19 protein-coding genes are annotated in these 20,371 nt (G+C 39.7%); 5 read left to right on the forward strand and 14 right to left on the reverse strand.

Annotated elements, in window-relative coordinates:
• Nucleotides 1–137: 137 nt before the first annotated feature.
• A complete protein-coding gene (locus EHS13_RS18860) occupies nt 138–719 on the forward strand; it encodes a xanthine phosphoribosyltransferase (protein WP_155701848.1) in 582 nt (193 codons plus the stop codon).
• Nucleotides 716–1,567: a DUF72 domain-containing protein gene (locus tag EHS13_RS18865; RefSeq protein WP_155701849.1), complete on the forward strand. Its 852-nt coding sequence runs from the start codon at nt 716–718 to the stop codon at nt 1,565–1,567. Before EHS13_RS18860 ends, EHS13_RS18865 begins: the two co-directional genes overlap by 4 nt.
• Before the next feature lie 8 nt (nt 1,568–1,575).
• Here EHS13_RS18865 and EHS13_RS18870 read toward each other — a convergent pair whose 3' ends face one another.
• The 9 genes from EHS13_RS18870 to EHS13_RS18910 form a co-directional block, all read right to left on the reverse strand.
• Nucleotides 1,576–1,950, reverse strand: a complete 375-nt coding sequence (locus tag EHS13_RS18870; RefSeq protein ID WP_155701850.1) for a GntR family transcriptional regulator — start codon at nt 1,948–1,950, stop codon at nt 1,576–1,578.
• 45 nt (nt 1,951–1,995) lie between these two features.
• Nucleotides 1,996–2,925 (reverse strand): magnesium transporter CorA family protein, encoded by a 930-nt coding sequence (locus tag EHS13_RS18875; RefSeq protein WP_162463165.1) that lies wholly within the window; start codon nt 2,923–2,925, stop codon nt 1,996–1,998.
• 177 nt (nt 2,926–3,102) lie between these two features.
• A complete protein-coding gene (locus EHS13_RS18880) occupies nt 3,103–3,969 on the reverse strand; it encodes a carbohydrate ABC transporter permease (protein ID WP_155701852.1) in 867 nt (288 codons plus the stop codon).
• Between the two features lie 18 nt (nt 3,970–3,987).
• A complete protein-coding gene (locus EHS13_RS18885; RefSeq protein WP_155701853.1) occupies nt 3,988–4,869 on the reverse strand; it encodes a carbohydrate ABC transporter permease in 882 nt (293 codons plus the stop codon).
• A gap of 73 nt (nt 4,870–4,942) precedes the next feature.
• A complete protein-coding gene (locus EHS13_RS18890; RefSeq protein WP_155701854.1) occupies nt 4,943–6,268 on the reverse strand; it encodes an ABC transporter substrate-binding protein in 1,326 nt (441 codons plus the stop codon).
• 31 nt (nt 6,269–6,299) lie between these two features.
• The gene (locus EHS13_RS18895) at nt 6,300–7,100 is read right to left on the reverse strand and encodes a sugar phosphate isomerase/epimerase family protein (RefSeq protein ID WP_162463166.1); all 801 of its coding nucleotides are present in this window, start codon (nt 7,098–7,100) and stop codon (nt 6,300–6,302) included.
• Between the two features lie 31 nt (nt 7,101–7,131).
• Nucleotides 7,132–7,989: a helix-turn-helix domain-containing protein gene (locus EHS13_RS18900; protein WP_155701856.1), complete on the reverse strand. Its 858-nt coding sequence runs from the start codon at nt 7,987–7,989 to the stop codon at nt 7,132–7,134.
• Nucleotides 7,990–8,027: 38 nt separating this feature from the next.
• Nucleotides 8,028–9,092 carry a zinc-dependent alcohol dehydrogenase gene (locus tag EHS13_RS18905; protein WP_155701857.1) on the reverse strand — a complete coding sequence of 355 codons (1,065 nt, stop codon included), beginning with the start codon at nt 9,090–9,092 and terminating at the stop codon, nt 8,028–8,030.
• A 140-nt stretch (nt 9,093–9,232) separates the two neighbouring features.
• Complete coding sequence (locus EHS13_RS18910; protein WP_155701858.1) at nt 9,233–9,943, reverse strand: ThuA domain-containing protein; 711 nt, start codon at nt 9,941–9,943, stop codon at nt 9,233–9,235.
• Nucleotides 9,944–10,147: 204 nt separating this feature from the next.
• Between EHS13_RS18910 and EHS13_RS18915 the strand changes: the two genes are divergently transcribed.
• Nucleotides 10,148–10,942: a (2Fe-2S)-binding protein gene (locus EHS13_RS18915; RefSeq protein WP_162463167.1), complete on the forward strand. Its 795-nt coding sequence runs from the start codon at nt 10,148–10,150 to the stop codon at nt 10,940–10,942.
• Between the two features lie 10 nt (nt 10,943–10,952).
• Nucleotides 10,953–11,669: a potassium channel family protein gene (locus EHS13_RS18920; RefSeq protein WP_155701860.1), complete on the forward strand. Its 717-nt coding sequence runs from the start codon at nt 10,953–10,955 to the stop codon at nt 11,667–11,669.
• Nucleotides 11,670–11,721: 52 nt separating this feature from the next.
• On the opposite strand, the gene glgA is transcribed toward EHS13_RS18920, so the two are convergent.
• Genes glgA through glgB form a run of 4 tightly spaced genes read right to left on the reverse strand, consistent with a single transcriptional unit; the run spans nt 11,722 to nt 17,395 of the window.
• The gene (gene glgA / locus EHS13_RS18925; protein ID WP_155701861.1) at nt 11,722–13,140 is read right to left on the reverse strand and encodes a glycogen synthase GlgA; all 1,419 of its coding nucleotides are present in this window, start codon (nt 13,138–13,140) and stop codon (nt 11,722–11,724) included.
• A 27-nt stretch (nt 13,141–13,167) separates the two neighbouring features.
• A complete protein-coding gene (gene glgD, locus EHS13_RS18930; RefSeq protein WP_155701862.1) occupies nt 13,168–14,277 on the reverse strand; it encodes a glucose-1-phosphate adenylyltransferase subunit GlgD in 1,110 nt (369 codons plus the stop codon).
• Nucleotides 14,274–15,446 (reverse strand): glucose-1-phosphate adenylyltransferase, encoded by a 1,173-nt coding sequence (locus EHS13_RS18935; RefSeq protein ID WP_155701863.1) that lies wholly within the window; start codon nt 15,444–15,446, stop codon nt 14,274–14,276. The genes glgD and EHS13_RS18935 overlap by 4 nt, the downstream gene beginning before the upstream one ends.
• Nucleotides 15,447–15,487: 41 nt before the next feature.
• A complete protein-coding gene (glgB, locus tag EHS13_RS18940) occupies nt 15,488–17,395 on the reverse strand; it encodes a 1,4-alpha-glucan branching protein GlgB (RefSeq protein WP_155701864.1) in 1,908 nt (635 codons plus the stop codon).
• Nucleotides 17,396–17,550: 155 nt separating this feature from the next.
• Here glgB and EHS13_RS18945 point away from each other — a divergent pair, with 155 nt between their 5' ends.
• A complete protein-coding gene (locus EHS13_RS18945; RefSeq protein ID WP_155701865.1) occupies nt 17,551–18,711 on the forward strand; it encodes a peptidylprolyl isomerase in 1,161 nt (386 codons plus the stop codon).
• A 75-nt stretch (nt 18,712–18,786) separates the two neighbouring features.
• On the opposite strand, the gene EHS13_RS18950 is transcribed toward EHS13_RS18945, so the two are convergent.
• Nucleotides 18,787–20,340, reverse strand: a complete 1,554-nt coding sequence (locus tag EHS13_RS18950) for a glycosyltransferase family 39 protein (RefSeq protein WP_155701866.1) — start codon at nt 20,338–20,340, stop codon at nt 18,787–18,789.
• Nucleotides 20,341–20,371 lie beyond the last annotated feature (31 nt).

A 20,371-nucleotide genomic window follows, 5' to 3' on the forward strand; every position in this document is an offset into this window, starting at 1 on the left:
CCATTTTCCGCCCTGCTAATTTCTAATTTTTCTCTTTAGTTCATAGAAACCATTTGAGCTAAAGTTGTGTTACAATAGGAATAATTTAGGCTTATCTTGTCGATTGTTGTGGATGATACATAGAGGGGGTTTTCATATTGGAGCTGTTGAAGCAAAAAATTGTGCATGAGGGTATTGTTTTAAATAATAATGTATTAAAGGTTGACTCCTTTCTAAATCACCAAATTGATCCTAAATTAATGCTTGAAATCGGAAAATATTTTGCTGAATTATATCGTGAAGCGGGTATTACCAAGATTCTGACCATTGAATCCTCTGGGATTGCGCCTGCCGTATTTACTGCCTTGCAGCTTGATGTAACTGTTGTTTTTGCCCGAAAGCGTAAATCCTTAACTCTGCAAACAGACTTATATACCGAAACAGTCCACTCTTTCACCAAAAAAGAAACCAATGAAGTTTCAGTCTCGCAAAAATTTCTTAACTCCAATGACCGCATTCTCATCATCGATGATTTTCTTGCGAATGGAGATGCTGCACTAGCGATGGCTCGTATTGTTGAACAAGCCCAAGCAACGGTTGCTGGAATTGGGATTGTGATTGAGAAAACGTTTCAGCCTGGATTTAGTAGGCTTAAAGAGCTTGGCTATCGTGTTGATTCCTTAGCACGTATTGCTTCACTTGAGAATGGGCAGGTTTATTTTGCCCCTAATTTACCATGATTCGGGTTGGATTATCTGGATTTGGTGATCATGAGGAGCTGTATGGCAATGGAGTTAGGGCTTCAGAGAGGCTGAAGGCTTACAGCGCTTATTTCGGAGTCGTAGAATTGGATAACTCATTCTATGCCGTTCAACCAGTTAGAAACTACCTTAAATGGCTCAGTGAAACCCCTCATGGCTTTCAATTTGTGATTAAGGCTTATCAAGGAATGACAGGCCACTTAAGAGGCGAGAAAAATTACTTTGATTCGGATGAAGCGATGTTTGCAGCCTTTCATACTTCCATTCAACCAGTAATAGAGGAACAGAGATTAAGCATGGTGCTTTTTCAATATCCGCCTTGGTTTGAATGCAATCAGAAAAATGTCGCTATTCTGCGAAAAACACGCGAACGAATGGGTGATGTTCCTTGTGCTGTCGAGTTTCGCAATCAAACTTGGTACACTCCCGAAACGCGAGAGAAGACATTAGCTTTTCTAAGCAAGCAACAATGGATTCATACGATTGCAGATGAACCCCAAGCAGGAATGGGTTCCATTCCTATCGTGCTGGGCGTCACTACTCCCGATAAAACGTTAATTCGTTTGCATGGGCGAAATGTAAGTGGTTGGCACAAAAGCAGTGACCCTGATTGGCGTAAGCTGCGATATCTATATAGATACAACATGATAGAATTAAGCGAATGGCGGGATAGATTGCGTGAGTTAGAGAAATCTTGCGAAACATTATATGTAATGTTCAATAATAACTCTGGCGGAGATGCAGCAGATAATGCCAAACAACTGATTAGCTTGCTTGGGGAAGGAGATCAGGGTTTAGCGCCAAGACAGCTGGATTTGTTTGAATGAGCAAATCCTTAACCTGAACCCCCCTTCCCCTTTTTGATCATGGCTATTATATCCTCGGAGCTCAGGCTAAGCTTATTCGCTTCATCTAAAAGCTTGAGCACAAATTCGTTATAAAATCCTTCTTGCCGTTTATTCATAATGCTTGTTTTGGCACCTTGGGCTACGAACATGCCCAAGCCTCTTTTTTTATACAAAACACCTGTATCAACCAGCAAATTAATGCCTTTAACTGCCGTAGCAGGGTTTATTTGAAAAGCCTTAGCAATTTGAGTTGTCGAAATGACCTGCTCCTCCTCCTGATAGGCCCCACTTAGGATATCATCTTCAATCATTTCGGCAATCTGCTGAAAAATAGGCTGCCCTTCATCAAAGCTTACTCTCATTCTGCTACCCGCTTCTTTTATGTAATCAATTTAAAAATTAATTAACTATTTTTTTCGCTTCAGTAAATCATCCGTCCAGCCTTTTTTACGTAAAAATAAGTAGACCATACTCATGAATAGGATAATCCATACTAAAGACAAGCCATATCCCCATTCCCAATCCAGCTCAGGCATATGCTTGAAATTCATCCCCCATATAGCACCAAATGCTGAAACCGGAATAAAAACGACTGTAAACACAGTCAAAGCTCTAACGATTTCATTTCCACGATAATTGGTTAAATTATCTTCAATAGACAGCAAGGTGTCCATCTCATCCTCATAATACTTCTGTAAAGTAAGAATTCTCTCAAGTCGCAGCAATGCTCTTTGATAATCAACATTTGATTCTAGTTTATCCATAAATGCTTCTTTAGCAGCTAATAGAGTATCTTGGATCGGAAGGGTTAAGGCAGTCCAATGCAGCAATAAATACCGCAGGTTTATGATATTATCTAACATTTCTCCACCGTTGCGTCCTTTTTTGCGCTCTTCCTGAAGCTTCCGTAGAGACTCCTCGAATTCATCGATTCCCTCTAAGAATGAATTTAATATCTCCCCAATCAGAATAAAAAGCGCGTCTTGGGCTGTTGTACAGGCATTTAATTTATCCATTAAATCCTGCTCGTTTGTACGTTGGTAGATACTAAAGTCAAAATGGCTTGTTACTAGATAACCTTCTGTCACATAATAATGCAGGAATGATTTCGTTTTCTCTTGGTTGGGATCATGATAATAAAGTAAAGAACCGAATAAAGCGTGGTCCTCCCCTTGGTTCCTGACTCCGGTATAATCCGTTGTACGTTTATCGCATTTCTCTAGCCAATCTTTAAATTGCCAATTATCCGCACAATCCACTTTTATATCATGCTTATCTTGAGGATCAAATTGCTGCCAATTCCATCCGTTGCTATTGTTTAAATGAATAGACGCCACAACCATTCCTCCTTAAAGTTTTCTTTAGAAAACTCACTTCGTAAGCATAATCTGAAGCCTTCGTATTATCTTACTATTAATTCCACATCTAAACCACATTAAACTTATTTCTAACAAAAAAAAGCTTTCAGAACATTTCGTTCCAAAAGCTCAGGCTTATTCGGTTATATCACTAATTTACCCCTTTACTGAACCAGCTGTTATCCCCTCAATAAACTTACGTTGGAAAATAATATAAATCACAATAATCGGGACGATTGCAATCGAGACTCCTGCAGCAATTAAAGATTGATTCGACGTATATTCCCCAAAAAAGTACATCATTCCAAGCGGAAGCGTGCGAAAAGCATCATCATAAACAAAGAGTAAGGGCAATAAGAAATCGTTCCAAGACCACATAAATTCAAACACAAGCAATGAAGTCAACGCCGGCATGGTCAAAGGAAGCATAATATAAAGATAAGCAGTAAAATTATTAGCTCCATCTATCTTAGAAGCCTCCATAAGTTCATCCGGTAAATCCTTGAAAAAAGAGCGCATCATAAAAATGGCAAACGGCATAGCTAACCCAAAATTCGGCAAAATTAAAGCCCAATACGAATTGATTAAATCCAAACGCTGCATTGTATAATACAGTGGAATAATCATCGCTTGGATCGGTACCATCATTCCAAACAAAAAGAAGAAAAACAAGAAATCTCTACCGGGAAACTTAAGCTTTCCAAAACCAAAGCCAGCTAAAGATGCTAATATCAGAATAAAAAATACCCGCGGCACAGCAACAATTACACTATTCACAAAATATTGACCCATTTTACCAACCGTCCAGGCTTCGGAGAAATTGGAAAATGTAATATGCTTCGGGAAGGCGAACAAGTTCGCGTTTAATTCATTAGCTGGCTTGAGTGCGGCCAAAACAATCCAGACAATCGGCATTACAGAAATAAGTAAGAATAAGACTAGGATGAAATAAATGAGCGTCTTTTTAAGATAAGCAGACGAGTTTTTATGTGCTGTTGGTCGACTGGCAGCCGAATCATGCATAGATAATCTCCTTTCTTATTAATCATTTCGTTCAGAAAAACGCATATATACAATCGAACAGGTTGCAATTATCAAAGCTAGTGCAATCGAAATTGCCGCTCCGAAACCAACCTCATTAGACCGAAAGGCGCTATCAAACATATAGGTTGAAATAACCTCAGAGGAATGGTATGGTCCACCTTTTGTCATTAAATAAATAATATCAAATACTTTAAAGGATCCAATCAACGAATTTAAAACTAATAAAGTTATCGTATTCTTCAGTAAGGGTATAGTCACTTGCACAAAGGTTTGAATGACCGTTGCCCCTTCTAGCTTAGCAACCTCATAATAGCTCTTATCAATCCCCTGCATGGCCGCCATAAAGATTACCATACAAAACCCGTAATAGGTCCAGCTTCCGGCAGTTGCTAAGGCAGGCATGACCGTATGTTCATTACCGAGCCAATCCAAGGCTAAGCTGCCTAAACCGATTTTATCGAGGATCGTATTAACAATTCCAAAGCTTGGGTGCAGCATCCAGTTCCAAACTATACCAACAGCGATCAACGAAACGATCGTCGGCATAAAATAAGTTACTCTGAAAATCAATGCTCCCTTAATCCCATTAGAACGCACAAGGAGCGCAAGTATTAAGCCTAAAAAAATCGGGATAGTCACTGTCCAAGCAATCCAGAAAAGATTATGACCCAATGCCTTCCAGAATATAGGATCTTGAAGCAAACGAGCATAATTGTCAAACCCGACAAAATTCATCACTGGACTGGCCCCATCCCATTCAAACAAACTGAATTGTGCAGTTTGGATAATAGGAATAATTAAAAATACAACATAGAAAACCAAAGCAGGTAAAATAAAAAACAGAGCTTTAAATGGTTTTATTCGGGAAAGAATGTTCATATTTGCACCTCCTGCAGCTTTATTAAAAAACATAGGGATAGGGCATATCGCCCTATCTCCATGTAACCATTCTTTAATAATTTCCTTTAGCCTTCTCTTCTTCAAATACCTTTTGCTTATCCTTGACGACATCTGCTCCCGTCTTCTTTCCTGCGATTAGTTCCTGTAAATCATTCATCGTAATATCATTTACCTTCTGCGGCATCAATACATCGATATTGTAGGAAAGTCCAGCAGGCGTTTGGGATAAGCTAACGACTTCTTTAAATAATGAGTTAGCATTGATCGTACTTACGTCAATGGGTACTGGCGGAATTACGCTTGCCTCATACCAAATTTTTGCTGTTTCTGTAGAGAACATGTAATCAAGGAATTTAACTGTTTCATTAGGATTTTTGGTATCTGCTGATACAGCGAATGTACCGCCAATCCCGCCTGGTGCCATTAACGGTAACTCAGGCTTAACGGAAGGGAGCAAGAAGAATCCAACATCTTCCTTCAAATTCTCAACCATCCCCGAAACCATCCAGGTACCTGTCATTCTCATTGCTGCTTTGCCTGAGAAAAATTCTTTATTGCCATCATCATAAGAAATAGCCAATGGACTTTTTGTTGTATATCCATCCGTAATTAATTTCTTAAAAGTATCTAATGCCTCTGCAAAAATCGGTTGATCAAAGCTTTTTCCACCATTCAAAACCGTCTCAATTTCTTTTTTACCAACTACTGCCGTATAGAATATACTTTCCAAATGGAAGGCAGGCCATTGATCTCTATCATCCAAAGCAATAGCTGTGATTCCTTTATCTTTTGCGGCTTTACAGATAGCTAGAAATTCTTCATAAGTTTTTGGAATGCTAACTCCCAATTCAGTAAAGATTTTTTTATTATAGTAAACACCAAGCATTTCAACCTGAGTCCCAACCCCATAAATCTTACTGTTAAAGGTATTGCGTTCCTGAATCCACGATGGGAAACGTTTATTCCAGCCTAAGCTCTCTGATTGAGCTGTTAGATCCAATAGTAAATTAGCTTTAGCTAATACGCCTAGATAACCAGGGCCTGCATCATAAGCAAAAAGATCAGGACCTTCCTTGCTTACCAAAGCTGGCTTAATTAATTTCCGCTGATCATCTGCTTTCATGGATGATCGCTTGATTTTGATTAATCCATTTTGTTTCTCGAAGCTTGCAATGATCTCATCCATAGCTTTAGATTGTGTTGGATCCGTATAATTATCCCAAAAGCTGATGGTGACTGGCTTATCGTTTTTTACTGCTGTTGAAGCAGCTGGTGTTGCTGCAGCCCCATCTTTGATAGGTGCTTTAGTCGAACAGGCCGTTAACATTAAACTGCTGGTAAGTAGAATAGCAAAGCTAGCACTAAGTATTTTTTTCATTTTAATCTCTCCCCGTTTTTATGATTCATGATTAGTTTAAGCTTTGACGTAAGAAATGTAAGGTTTCTTGCAGCAGCTCTCTCCTCTCTTCACCAATTCTGCATTCCATTGCTAAATACCCTTTATAATCAAGGCTTTTCAATGTTTGAAAAGGCGTCCGAAAATCGAGCTGAGCTTTACCAGGAAGCTGACGATTGTTATCCGCAAGGTGAAAGTAGCCTAAGCTATTGAAATCGTTTGCAATGGTCTCGGCAATATTAGATTCTTCAATGTTCATATGGAAAAAGTCACCCAGAACTTTGAGGCTTGTGCTATTCACTTCTTTAATGAGTGCGGCAGCTTGAGCTACCGTATTCAGCATGTGATCCTCATAGCGATTCAAAGGCTCGAGAATTAGCTGAACCTGGAGCTTTTCAGCACTCTCGGCAATGCGGTTAAGTGAATCCAATAAAGCAATGCGATCATCAGCTTCATTTCGCGGTAAAACTAGATGGGGCAATGACTTAGAGAACATTCCGTAAGCTGCAGGAGCTATAATTCCTTGAGCTCCTAGTAGAGCAGCATTTTTTAGCGAGCTTTGAATATCTGCTACTGCTTCTAATCGCTTCACTTCATCAAAATGTCCAATCCAATTCCGATATCCTCCGCAAATTGCGGTTAAAGGTATGCCTGTTGAATCTATTGCCGTACGAAGCTCGTCCGTCAGCTTATCATCCAAACGCTGCTGAAATAGATTCAATTCCACCCCATCATAACCAATGTCCTTAGCCATTTGAAAAACAGCCTGTTGATTAGTTAATCCTGTTAATTTATCCTGTATGACAAACTTCATGCTAGCAACCACCTTCATCTGTTTTTGTCGCTTATGATTTTGAGAAATAACCGTTTATTTTATTTTTATTAATTTCTCGATAATGAGAGGGAGATGTGCCGACATACAATTTGAATAAACGTGTAAAATTCGGAATCCCAATAAAGCCTAAAGATTGAGCAATTTCAGTTATCGACAACTGAGTCGTTTTCAATAGGGTTTTAGCTTTATGAATTTTCATTTCACGTTGGACTTGAATGGGTGATCGGCCATATAGTTCCTTAAATCGATTGCTAATATAAGTCGGATGCATATTTAATTCTTTAGCAAAATGAGCCAAGGTGAAATCCTGTTCAGGATTCTGGATGATTCTTGCTAATATTTCTAGAAAACTGCGTGATTGAATTTTCATGACCATATCTTGATCCATCCGAATGGCGCTTTCCAATACAAGGTAAATCAATTCCAAAGCTTTGGCTTTCCGCAATATTGTTCGAGGCAAAAATCCCGTTTGTTGCTTAAGCTCATTATATTGCATGAACACTTTCTCAAATTCAACGGAATCGCGCAGCTTGAAGGTAATCGGAATTTGAAAAAGCTTGAGTACATCAATTACACCGGCAATTTCGAATGTAAAATGAGACCAGAGGAACACGGATTCATCTGCGTTTTCCTTGAAATGATCATGAGGGACATTGGGTGGAATCAGAATAACGGTTCCAGGAACAATTGCATAAATCTCGTCCCCAATTCTTAATTTCGCATTCCCTTTTTTATGGTACGACATTACATAACAAGGGCGAACACGATTATAGGTTTTCATTTCATGACGGGTGTTTATATCAAACTCAATAATATTGAGGACTGCATTTTGCAATAAGAGATCTAAATCCATCACATCATCATTCACCTATAATCCCCCTCTACGCATCCTTTAACCTAATGAGCTTAATCAGTAAAGGCTATCCCAAGCTTAACGCTTTTTTCAGGCGCTCGATCTACATATAATTCATATCCATCCGCTGCTTCAGCAAAAGGAATGACTGGATCTACGATTTCTTCACAATTAATTTGATTGGTTTCCAATAGCCGCCAGCAAGCTTCTTGAATTCGTTTCCAGCTCCAGCGTGGATAATCTGGATTCGGTTCACTGCTAGCCCGAGAGAAGATAATCTTGGCATTATTAAAATGTGCTTCTCTGCCTAAATTTAATCCCCCAGTAAAAGGCCTTCCCCAGCCAACAAATGCGATTGTACCACCATATGCCAGCCCTCGCAAACAGCCTTGAAGTGCAAACTCATTAGCACTCGTTTCAATAATGACATCAACGCCTAATTTATTCGTTGCTTTTTTCAGCTCCAAGCCTATATCCTGTACCAACGGATCAAAGGCTTCATCCGCTCCAGCTCTTAGCGCTGCTTCTCTGCGTTTAGCAATTGGATCGATAACCGCAACGTAGCTTGCACCCGCCAATTTAGCCATCTGAGCTGCTATTGCACCAATAGCTCCCAAGCCGGAAATCGCAACTCGATCACCTACACGGATATGACCATCACGAATACCGCCTAAAGCAAACTGTGCAGGATCAAAGCAAAGTGCATTCTTCCATAACATACTCTCCGGCATTTTCATTAACCTGGAAGCATTAACGGTCTGAACGACATGAGATTCACGTATGCCGCCATATCCACATAGACGCTCGCCAATTGCATACCCTTGAATATCTGCTCCCAATTCAATGATCCTGCCGACCCATTGATTGCCAATATTCCAGCGTCCAAATGGACTACTTATTGCTGCTTCTTCAAGGTTTCTTGGCATAAAGCTTTGCCATTCAGAATCATATACATCCTCTGTATGATCCTTCTCTCCGCGAAAATCCGCTATCTCTGAGCCGTGCTTCGGAGATGCAAATTCCACTTTGACTCTAACTTGACCCGCTCCTAAAAGTGCTTCCTCATAATCCAATAGCTCTGTTTTTCGTGGTGCTGTTGCAACAAGTTGTTTTGGCATTATTAATCCTCCATATTACGTAATCACTAAGGTGTATTATCATCAGTTATCAAAAAAATTTTTATTTGTTACGCGCTTACATCTTTATTATAAACCGATTTTTTTAAAATTATATGATCCATATAAATTGATATTTGTCACTAATACAGGTTTAATGGTTCCGTTTTCCCGAATATAAGTTTTGATCCTTTTGGTGAGTATGCCCAACGTGCCGCATTGGCTATCACTTTCATTATTTGTCCATTATGATAAGTCGGGTATGTTTCATGTCCTGGCCGAAAATAAAAGATTTTGCCTTTACCGCGTGTATAGGTGCATCCGCTGCGAAATACTTCCCCGCCTGCAAACCAACTAAGAAATACAATGCTCTCTGGCTCAGGGATATCAAAAAACTCTCCATACATTTCCTCTTGCTCGAGTTCTATATATTCCGTAATGCCCTCCGCAATTGGATGGCTTGGATTAGTAACCCATAAGCGTTCCATTTCTCCAGCTTGCCGCCATTTCAAGTCACAAGAGGTACCCATTAATTTTTTGAATATTTTTGAAAAATGTCCCGAATGCAGCACAATCAATCCCATTCCATTTAACACACGTTGATATACTTTTTCAATAATAGCATCTTGTACTTCATCATGAGCTTTATGCCCCCACCATATGAGTACATCTGTTTTGTCTAATAATTCATCTGTCAGCCCATGCTCATCTTCATCTAATGTAGCTGTTCCAACAATCATATTTTCTTTTCGCAAGTATTCCGCTATTACGTTATGAATACCCTCTGGATAAATTCGAGCTACATCCTGATTGATTTTTTCATGGCGATATTCATTCCATACTACAATGTTCATCTGTTTCTCTCCTTTAATTGAGCTAATGTTATATCTACAGCTTTTAATAAATCGCTTTCTTTTATTGTAGGCTTGAGGTGTTAAATTATATATGACTCTAATAAATTGTTATTTGTCCTTAATACAGGTTTAAAGATTTGCTTGCAATATTTCGTGATAATGATTATCATTTTCATATCTTATATTTTTTTTGGAGGCACTCATATGGAAGAAACTATGGATTTAGCAATATTGGAAGCATTTTTTCATATTTCCCCTACTGGAATGAAGGATCCAGTTCTATCGATACCCGCAATTGACCTGCTTAATAAAAGCCAGATGGATGCTATCGTTCGTCTAGGTATGGAGCTGTATAAAGGTAAAGGCTTGGATGTTGGAGCCTCATTTATCGGCAAATCCTTTTTTAATCTATGTGCCAGCCTTCAAATCGTCTTAGCGACTAATAATCGCTTTCTTGATTTGAGCCTTGAAAATTTAACCTTTGAGATTGAAAGCCATGGAGATCATGCCCATACTGGTTTTAAAATTAATCAGCTTCGTTGGAAGGAAGTTCCGGAGGTTGAACGACAAGCGTGGTTGACTGAAGAGTTTAAAGCTTATTTCAAAAATACGATAAATCCTGTAATTGAGCTCACTGCTTTGAGTGCGAATGTTAAACCCGATCTGATTTGGAATCAATTTGGCGGCAGCTTGGCTTACGGTGTAGATTACATAATAGAGCATGAAAAACGTCAAGACGTTATTGACCGTTATCGAGAGGTTTATGATTTGATCGCCAACCAGCTGCCTCCCGAAACCTTTAATCGCAAGAAGAATCCTTTTAACCACAAGCCTAAATATGTCGACAATCCTTATAATCCGGGTACTACATTAATGATTCGTTCCGCCTGCTGTCTGCTATATCGCTGTGAAGGCCATGATTACTGTCACACCTGTCCTAGAATGCGTCCTGAGGAACGAGAAGAACAACGCTTGAAAATTCTAGAAACGGTTAAATAGGCTTCCCTCCATGAATAAAACTAAGCTCGCTTTTATCTATGAGATATTCATGTTGCTGCTTGCTCTCATCTCTGTTTCTTTCATTTGGATTGCTAATCCTTCTTTGCATTATGTCGATACGATTGTTTGGCTCATCTTTGTACTCGATGTAAGTGTGCGTTTCTTTCGCTCAGAAAGTAAATGGGAATATATCAAGAAGCATCCACTAGATATTATCGCGATTATTCCTTTTGATTCCATCTTCCTTTTTGCAAGGTTTGCCCGAATTTTTAGATTAATCCGTCTAATTGCCATGGCCTCTCATTTTGCAAAGCCTATCTTCTCCATTATCCAAACCAATGGCTTGCATAAAATGATCACATTTACTTGTGGGTTAATTTTTATTTCTGCGATTCCCATCTATTTAATTGAGCCAAAAATAAATACCTATCAAGATGCATTATGGTGGAGTATTGTCACAGCAACTACGGTGGGATATGGAGATTTATCTCCTGCTACATTAGCGGGTCGGTTAATTGCCATTTTGTTAATGATTTTTGGGATTGGATTAATTGGGATGACCACGGGTTCCATTGCCACTTACTTTATCAGCCATACTAAAGAGACCAACAGCACCGTTGCCTTTATTAAACAGGAATTAGATCGCTATGATCAATTATCTGAAGCTGATATCGAAACACTGCAAATCTTACTTGAAAAGTTAAAAACAGAAAAAGCACAAATTTAAAGCAAAAAGGCTCTCTGGCAATCAGAGAGCCTTTCCTATTGCTATCCACAAATTATTTATTATACAAATCTATATACTGCGCTGCTGATGCGTCCCAGCCATAATCAACCTTAGCGATGTTGCTGATAATTCTCTTCCACTCGGCTTCATTGTGATAGAAATCTACAGCTCTCCGAATGGTGTGCAGCATATCAGAAGCAAAATAATGGGTGAATGTAAATCCATTGCCTTTGCCTGTGAACTCATTAAAGGCTTGTACTGTATCCTTCAAACCGCCTGTTTCCCTCACAATGGGAACGGAGCGATAACGTAAAGCGATTAGCTGCCCCAATCCGCAAGGCTCGAATAAGGATGGCATGAGGAACATATCGGATGCAGCATAGATCTTCCGCGCAAATGGATCGTAGAATGAGATATGAGACGAAACCTGCTTCGGAAAACGTAGCGCGGCTTCACGGAACATTTCCTCGTAATTCCAATCTCCCGTTCCTAGAACAACAAGCTGAACGCCCATTTCTAGAATAGCATTCAATGAATGCTCAATCAGATCGAAGCCCTTTTGCTGAACCAAACGTGAAACGATCCCAATCATCGGAATATTCTCATCAACGGTTAGTCCAAGATTTGCTTGCATATCTGTTTTATTCTTACGTTTCTTCGTCAGTGAGTCACGGTAAGGATAGGTGACATGAGTATCCGTCATCGGATCAAAAGCTTCATTATCAATCCCATTCACAATACCGAACAACACATCGCTTCTTTTTTGCAGCAATCCCTCAAGCTTTTCGCCGTATTCCCAAGTCTGGATTTCTTCCGCATAGGTTTTACTTACGGTAGTAATAATGTCCGAGTAAACAAGGCCTGCTTTAAGACAGCTGCCTCCGTCATAGTAACCGATTCCATCATCCGCAAAATCCTCATCTCGTGCTCCAACAATATCTTTAAGCAGCTCCCGTGAGAAGCTTCCTTGATATTTTAAATTGTGGATGGTGAACATAGTCTTAATGCTCTCATATTCAGCTCGTCCACCGTACTGTGTTTTTAAGAAGAAGGGAACCAATCCCGTTTGCCAATCATGACAGTGAATCCAATCAGGCTTAAAATCCAACAAAGGCAATGCTTCCATTACAGCTCTACAGAAGAAAGCATAACGCTCTGCATCATCTCCGTAGCCATACAATCCTTTTCTCCGAAAATAAAACTCATTGTCGATGAAATAATAGTGGACGCCAGCTACCTCGAGCTCCTGAATCCCACAATATTGATTTCGATAGCCAACTTTTACGGTAATGATATGCTTGGTCGTCATCTGTTGTTTATAATGCTCTGGAATATCCTCATACTTGGGCAGAATGATTCTTACATCGACCCCCTGCTCAATTAAAGCCTTTGGCAAAGAACCAATCACGTCAGCTAATCCACCTGTTTTGACGAACGGTACAGCTTCTGATGCGGCGAATAAAACATTCATAGAGACACCTTTTCCGAATAGATAGGATTAAATGATTTTTTTCTTAGCTGCAATAAACGGAACGGCCATATCACCTTTTAATTCACGACCTGTTTTGACAATAACATCTTTATCTAGGATAGCATTTTCAATGGAAACATTCTCACGAATCTCACAGTTCTGCAAGACAATACAATTCTTAAGATGAACCCCTTTATTGACCTTAACTGCGCGGAAAAGAATACTATTCTCTACCGTTCCATCTATTATGCACCCATTGGCAATTAAAGAATTACGAACATTGGCATTTTCGAGATATTTGGATGGCGGCTCATCTTTAATCTTGGTATAAATAAGGCCTGGTTTGTAGAACAGCTCGCTCCATACATCAGGGTTTAGCAAGTTCATACTATGATGGAAATAACTTTGAATCGTATTAACAATTCCTAAGTAACCCTTGTATTCATAGCCGCGAATGTTCAAATGCTCAATATTACGCATAACCGCGTTACGTACAAAATGATCATGCCCTTGAGCAATGGAGGTTTCGACTAGATCAAGCAGCAATTCCTTCTTCATCACAAAGATTTCCATAGAAACCTTCGTACTTTGCAATCTGCCAGAATGATCATGCATGACAGTAACGCGGCCTTCGTCATTGACGATAATTTTACGTGACTTCGCATTGGTCGTATCATCGAGATCCTTATAAACCAACGTTATATCGGCTTCGCTCGCACGGTGAGATTCCATTACATCCTTTAAATCTATGTTGCAAACCATATGGCTACGGCTGATAATGACATATTGTTGTGTACTGCGATAGAAATAATCCCGCTGCTTATGAAAATGATACAAATCGCCTTTTAACATTTCCTGAATTTCATCCACAGCAGGTGGCAGAATAAACAAACCATTCCGCTTGCGATCCAAATCCCATTCCTTACCCGAGCCTAAATGATCCATTAAAGAGCGAAATTTCGTATGTGCGAATACGGCGACATTGCCTACTCCCGAATTGACCATACTGGACATAATAAAATCAACTAAGCGATATCTGCCGCCAAACGGCACCGAAGCTACGCATCGACCGTAGGTCAACTCTTCTAAATCATCCAATTCATTTACTAGATTGATAACACCCATTACATTCTTCATTTAAGTTCCGCCTCCTTTTGCTTATGGTTAGAAGTAATTGTTGCGTTATCTCCAATTAAGGTAATCGGTGCATCAGGAGAATTGGGATCACCTACAACTGCTCCATCCTCTAGCACAGAGCCTTCGCCAATAATCGCGCGATAAACGGTTACATTCTTACCGATGATAACATTAGGCATAATGACGGAATCCTTGATTTGACTGCCTTCACCCACATGTACTCCATAGAATAGTACGGAGTGGTCCACCTCACCAAAAACGATACAGCCTTCATTAATCATCGATCTTCTGATCTTAGCGTTAGCAGCGATGTAATGAGCGGGTTGATTCGGATTCAGTGTATAAATTCGCCAGGAGCGATCATTTAAATTCAACTGGGGATTGGTTTCTAACAAATCCATATTCGCTTCCCATAAACTATGGATCGTTCCGACATCCTTCCAATAGCCTTCAAAAGGATAAGCCAATAAACTCATTTGATCCTTCAGCATATCCGGAATGATATCCTTGCCAAAGTCATTATTCGAGTTTGTTTTACCTGCATCTTGAATCAAATACTTCTTTAATGCCTGCCAGCTAAACATATAAACGCCCATCGAAGCTAGGTTGCTCTCTGGTTGCTTAGGCTTTTCATCAAATTTAGTAATTCGATTGCTGCTATCCGTATTCATAATCCCAAACCGGCTGGCTTCCTCCCACTTCACTTCAATAACAGCGATAGTAGCATCCGCATTATTTTCCTTATGGAATTGCAGCATTTTGTCATAATCCATTTTGTAAATATGATCTCCAGAAATAATCAAGACGTATTCGGGATCATATTGTTCGATAAAGCCAATATTCTGATAGATGGCATTGGCTGTTCCTGAATACCAATCTCCACCCTTTTGCTTTACGTAAGGCGGGAGGACGGCAACTCCACCTTCTTTGCGATCCAAGTCCCATGGACTGCCAATCCCCAAGTAAGAATTTAAGACTAAAGGCTGATATTGGGTCAATACGCCGACTGTATCAATTCCCGAATTCGTACAATTACTTAAGGTAAAATCAATAATCCGGTACTTACCGCCAAAAGGTACTGCTGGTTTGGCTAAATTCTTGGTTAGGGATTCTAGTCTCTTTCCTTCTCCGCCCGCTAATAGCATGGCTACACACTCTTTTTTCTGCATTGAGATAAGTCCCCTTTCGAATAGTACACGGATTGACGCGTTTAATTAGGTTTTGATGTTTTTAACATCACTGTTGCTAGAGGAGGTACCGTCATTTGAATGCTATAAGCTTGATTATGATAGGGTATCGACTGTGCATGGTATTGCCCTGAATTGATGCAGCCAGAGCCTCCAAAACGTTCTTCATCACTGTTCAACAGCTCATACATCTGTGAAGAGCTAGGCACACCTATGCGAAAATCATGATATACATTAGGCGTAAAGTTACAAACAATCACGATTTGCTCGTTTGGATCTTGTGATTTTCTAATAAAAGATAATACACCCTGTTCGGCGTTATCCGCATCAATCCATGTAAAACCTGCTGGATCAAAATCAAGCTCCCATAAAGCAGATTGCTGCTTATAGATAGAATTGAGATGCTTCTTATACTCATTAATTTGGCGATGCTTTTCAAAATCGTGGATAAGCTGCCAATCCAGCTGGGCGAATTCGTTATCATTCCATTCACTAAACTGACCAAACTCACTGCCCATAAAAAGCAGTTTTTTGCCTGGATGTCCAGCCATAAACCCATATAACAAACGGAGATTAGCAAATTTGCGCCAATAGTCACCTGGCATCTTGTTCAATAAGGATTTCTTGCCATGTACCACTTCATCGTGAGAAAAAGGTAAAATAAAATTTTCAGAATAAGCATATAAAAAGGAAAAGGTAATCCAATTATGATGATGCCGACGTTGCTCTGGTTCTAGCTCCATGTAACGCAGCGTATCGTTCATCCATCCCATATTCCATTTGTAATTAAAGCCAAGCCCTCCAGCGTATGTAGGCGCAGTAATAAGCGGGCGGTCTGATGAGTCTTCAGCAATCATTAGTGCATGCGGGAATAATTGAAAAACCGTCTTATTCAATTTCTGCAGAAAAGCGATTGCTTCTAAGTTTTCAGTTCCACCTTGTTCATTTAATGTCCACTGCTCTTGCGGTTTATCGAAATTCTGGTCCAGCATACTTGCCACTGCATCTGCCCGTATACCATCTATATGATAGACATCCATCCAAAATACGGCATTTGAAATCAAAAAGCTGCATACTTCTGGTTTGCCAAAATCAAAGCTTAACGTGCCCCAAAGCAGCTTCTCTGCTTTCTTGGGATCGTGATATTCATATAAAGGTGAACCGTCAAACCGACGTAATCCAGGATCATCCTTGCAAAAATGGCCTGGCACCCAGTCCATAATGACACCAATCCCATGCTGATGACAGCGGTTAACTAAATGCATGAATTGCTCTGGAGTTCCGTAACGGCTAGTTAATGCGTAATACCCTATTATCTGATAGCCCCACGAGCGATCAAAAGGATGCTCGGATAAAGGCATGATTTCCAAGTGTGTATACCCAGAAGATACGAGATAATCCACTAATTCATTAGCTAATTGCTCGTAAGTAAGAAAGCTTTTATCGTCATTTAATTTCCAAGAGCCTAAATGCATTTCATAAATATTCATCGGTCTTTTAAAGTGTGATTGCTCTGCCTTTTGCTTCTGCCATTCGTGATCCTGCCAATCAAACCCGGACAAGTTCCGGACGATGGAGGCCGTTTTTGGTCTTAATTCAGCATAAACGCCATAAGGATCTGCCTTCAGCAGCAAGCCATCATGCTGGGATTCGATTTGGTATTTGTATACCGTGCCTTCACCCAAATAAGGGATAAACAAGGACCAAACGCCTGACTGCTCCAGTCGATTCATTTCGTGATTGCTTCCATACCAATGGTTAAAATCTCCGACTACACTAACCTTATTAGCATTAGGAGCCCAAACTGAAAAGAGCACCCCCTCCACTCCATGTTGATTTGTAACATGTGATCCTAAAGTCCGATAGCTCTGAAAAAGATTACCCTCATGGAAAAGATATAAGTCGTGAGGGGTTGGGGATTCAAAAGCCATAAGCAACCACCTCTTCTTACTTATATTTCAAAAAATGCTCTCTTTTAATGTACCATATTCCATACTTTTTGGACATGTCATCCTATAAAAAACATTGTATTTTAGACGCTTTCCTACTAAACTAGACTTATTCTGAACTAAAAGGAGATTTGATAATGAAGGACAAGGTTAAAGGCTTAATTATTGGTTTAAGTATAGGTTCGTTAATTGCTGGATCAGCCGCCTATGCAAGCGCAACCCAAATTGAAGTAGTTTTCAAGAGTATCAAGTATATGTTTAACGGTGTAGAGAAAAAATCTACTCAAGGACAAGGTTTTGTTTATAACAATACAACCTATGTTCCGTTACGATTCGTTGGAGAAGCATTAGGTCAAGAAGTCAAATGGGATGAGAAGAATCAAACCGTTTGGTTCAGTGATAAGCCTGCTGCTAAACCTACTGATGTAAAACCAGCCACTGGTGCAAAAGCAGCTGCTGTATACAAAGGCGGAAGCCTCAGTACGCAAGATTTCAATACATTCCTTGCTATCATGCAGCTATATAATCCCGATTATACTAAATCACTTACAGATGCTGCTTTCAATGAACAGATGCTTAAGGATGACATAACGCTCAAAATACTTGCTAAACGCGGACAAGCTCTTACCGGAAAAAGCTTTAAAGAAGATGCTGCAGCTCAGCTGGCTGATTTGAAAATTCAATTTGCTCAGGTTTTTGGTACCGAAGTTACTTGGGATAAACGTCTGCTAGAGTTAAAGATCACAGATGCAAATATGGTAACTTATTTGGAAGAACGTTTGTTAGGCAATGTTTATTTAACGAGCAAGGTTTCCGATAGCAGTCTTCGCGATGATTATATTAAAGGCTTATCAACTAATGCTTATGATAATGCGACAGTTAGCCATATTCTAATTTCCTTAACGCTTGAAGATGGTACTGCTCGCACACCAGAAGATGCGTTGAAGCGTGCGAACGAAGTTATTGCCAAGCTAAATGCTGGCGAAGCCTTTGCAGATTTGGCTAAACAATATTCGGACGATGCGGGCTCTAAAGATAATGGCGGTCAATACGAGAGCACCAATGTTAATGGCTGGGTAACCGAATTTAAGGATGCCGTCATTGCTCTCCCACTAAATAAAGTAAGTGAGCCAGTATTATCTCAATTTGGTTATCACATCATTCGTGTTGATGCTAAATCACAAACCACTTTTGAGCAAGCAAAAGAAGCTTTAAGCGCTAATCATATTCAACAAGCCTACCAAACCTTCACAACTAACGAATTACCTGGATTAATTGTTTCCACTCCTAGTAAATAAATAGCTTAACTTGTTTATGAGAAAGGTTCCTTGGCATGGTGGATTTCAACCCAATTGCCAAAGAACCTTTTTTGTCTACCTGTTTATCTTATAGAGCTTCCAATATCCGCCGAAATCTTTATATAAAGTTGTCCAAGAAGCACCATGCTCATAAAGATTGGGATAAAGCTGATTCACGGCATCCAGCTTTAATACGGCATTTGGGATTGGAATAAGGATAAAGTCCACTCCCTGACCTACTGGATCTTTTAGCGCAGCTTGAAAATCATGATCACTTGTGATGATAAAGCTTTTCGGATGCTTGCTGCTCATTATTATACTAAAACTGCTAAAAGAGTCGGTTAAAATATGCTGATTCTGCGACATATTTTGCGAAATATATCGAGCTACTTCGCGTTTAACCGCTTGTTCTTCATAAAGCTTGGATTGGTGAAACGCTTCATATTCATCAGATGCCACATTGGGGTTGTTCATTACCTTCAGCATAATTCCCATCGTTACTATCAAACTTACAATCAAAAGAGAAATCCCGATTTTGCGAAACTTCATCCGACTGATTTCATAAGGCAGATAAGCCATGGCAAGCGGTAAAGGATACATGTAATAACGAATCCAAGCTGCGGAAGCACCTTTAATTAACAAAAGTAGCTGTAAACTTGGAATGGAAAACACCAGCAAGAGGAGAATTAGAAAATCCCAACGGAAGATTCTACGCTCGACCATTCTAATTAAGGCAATAACCCCTAATGGTAAGCAGAAATAGCCTACTTTATCTGCGACTACCTTAATCGCCAGCCAAGGATGGCCAATTAATTTAGCAAAAGCCTGACTGTCTTTAATTAATTCAGCTTGTCCCAAATTGCTATATGAAGATGTTAAAAAATAAAACGCATTGCCCATTATTGTGTAATTGAAGAATAGCCATAAAAATCCTGAATAAATAACTGGGGTTATTAGGACAATCCAAATTCCTTCCGCAGTTCCCCATCTTTCACGCCATGTCTTCTGTTCATCACGCATCTTAAAGATTACTATTCCTACTGCCAGCGAGATTGCTACTCCAAATGGAATGGCTTCATATCGGGTCCAGAATGCAGCTGCCAGAGCAAATGCGATGAAGATCATCGGGCGTATATCCGCTTTATCCATCCAGAGCAAGAACTGAATAACAATAAGCTGGAGAAAGTAGATAAATATCACTTCGGTTAATCCGTTAGCCCCATAATAAAAAATATAAGGATTAAAGGCATATAATAGTGCTAAAACAAGACTTAGCTGTAAATTTAAGCCAAAACGCAAGCCCGCTTTTACAAGCATGGCAGCCGATAATGCAGAGAAAAGCGATGTTAGTAAAACCGCAGCTAAGCCATCTGATGCCAAAGCAGGAATCCAAGGCTGAAATAATAACAGAAACAACTCCATAATACTTGGCAGAGGATTCCAGACAAAACCGATATTAGCTAAAGCTGGAAAGCGGCTATATAGCACATAGAAAGCATTGCTCACCCGACTTAACGCATCACCCGACATAAATCCATAGATATAGCTTAAATAAAAACCAAATGAAAATTCCATAAGAAAGATCAACGCAAAGATGAATATAGCCGTCCGTTTTCCGCTTTTTTTCATCCTTGCGCCTCCAATCTAATCTATGTTGCCT

This window comes from Paenibacillus psychroresistens (genome assembly GCF_009728935.1).
GTDB lineage: Bacteria > Bacillota > Bacilli > Paenibacillales > NBRC-103111 > Paenibacillus_AC > Paenibacillus_AC psychroresistens.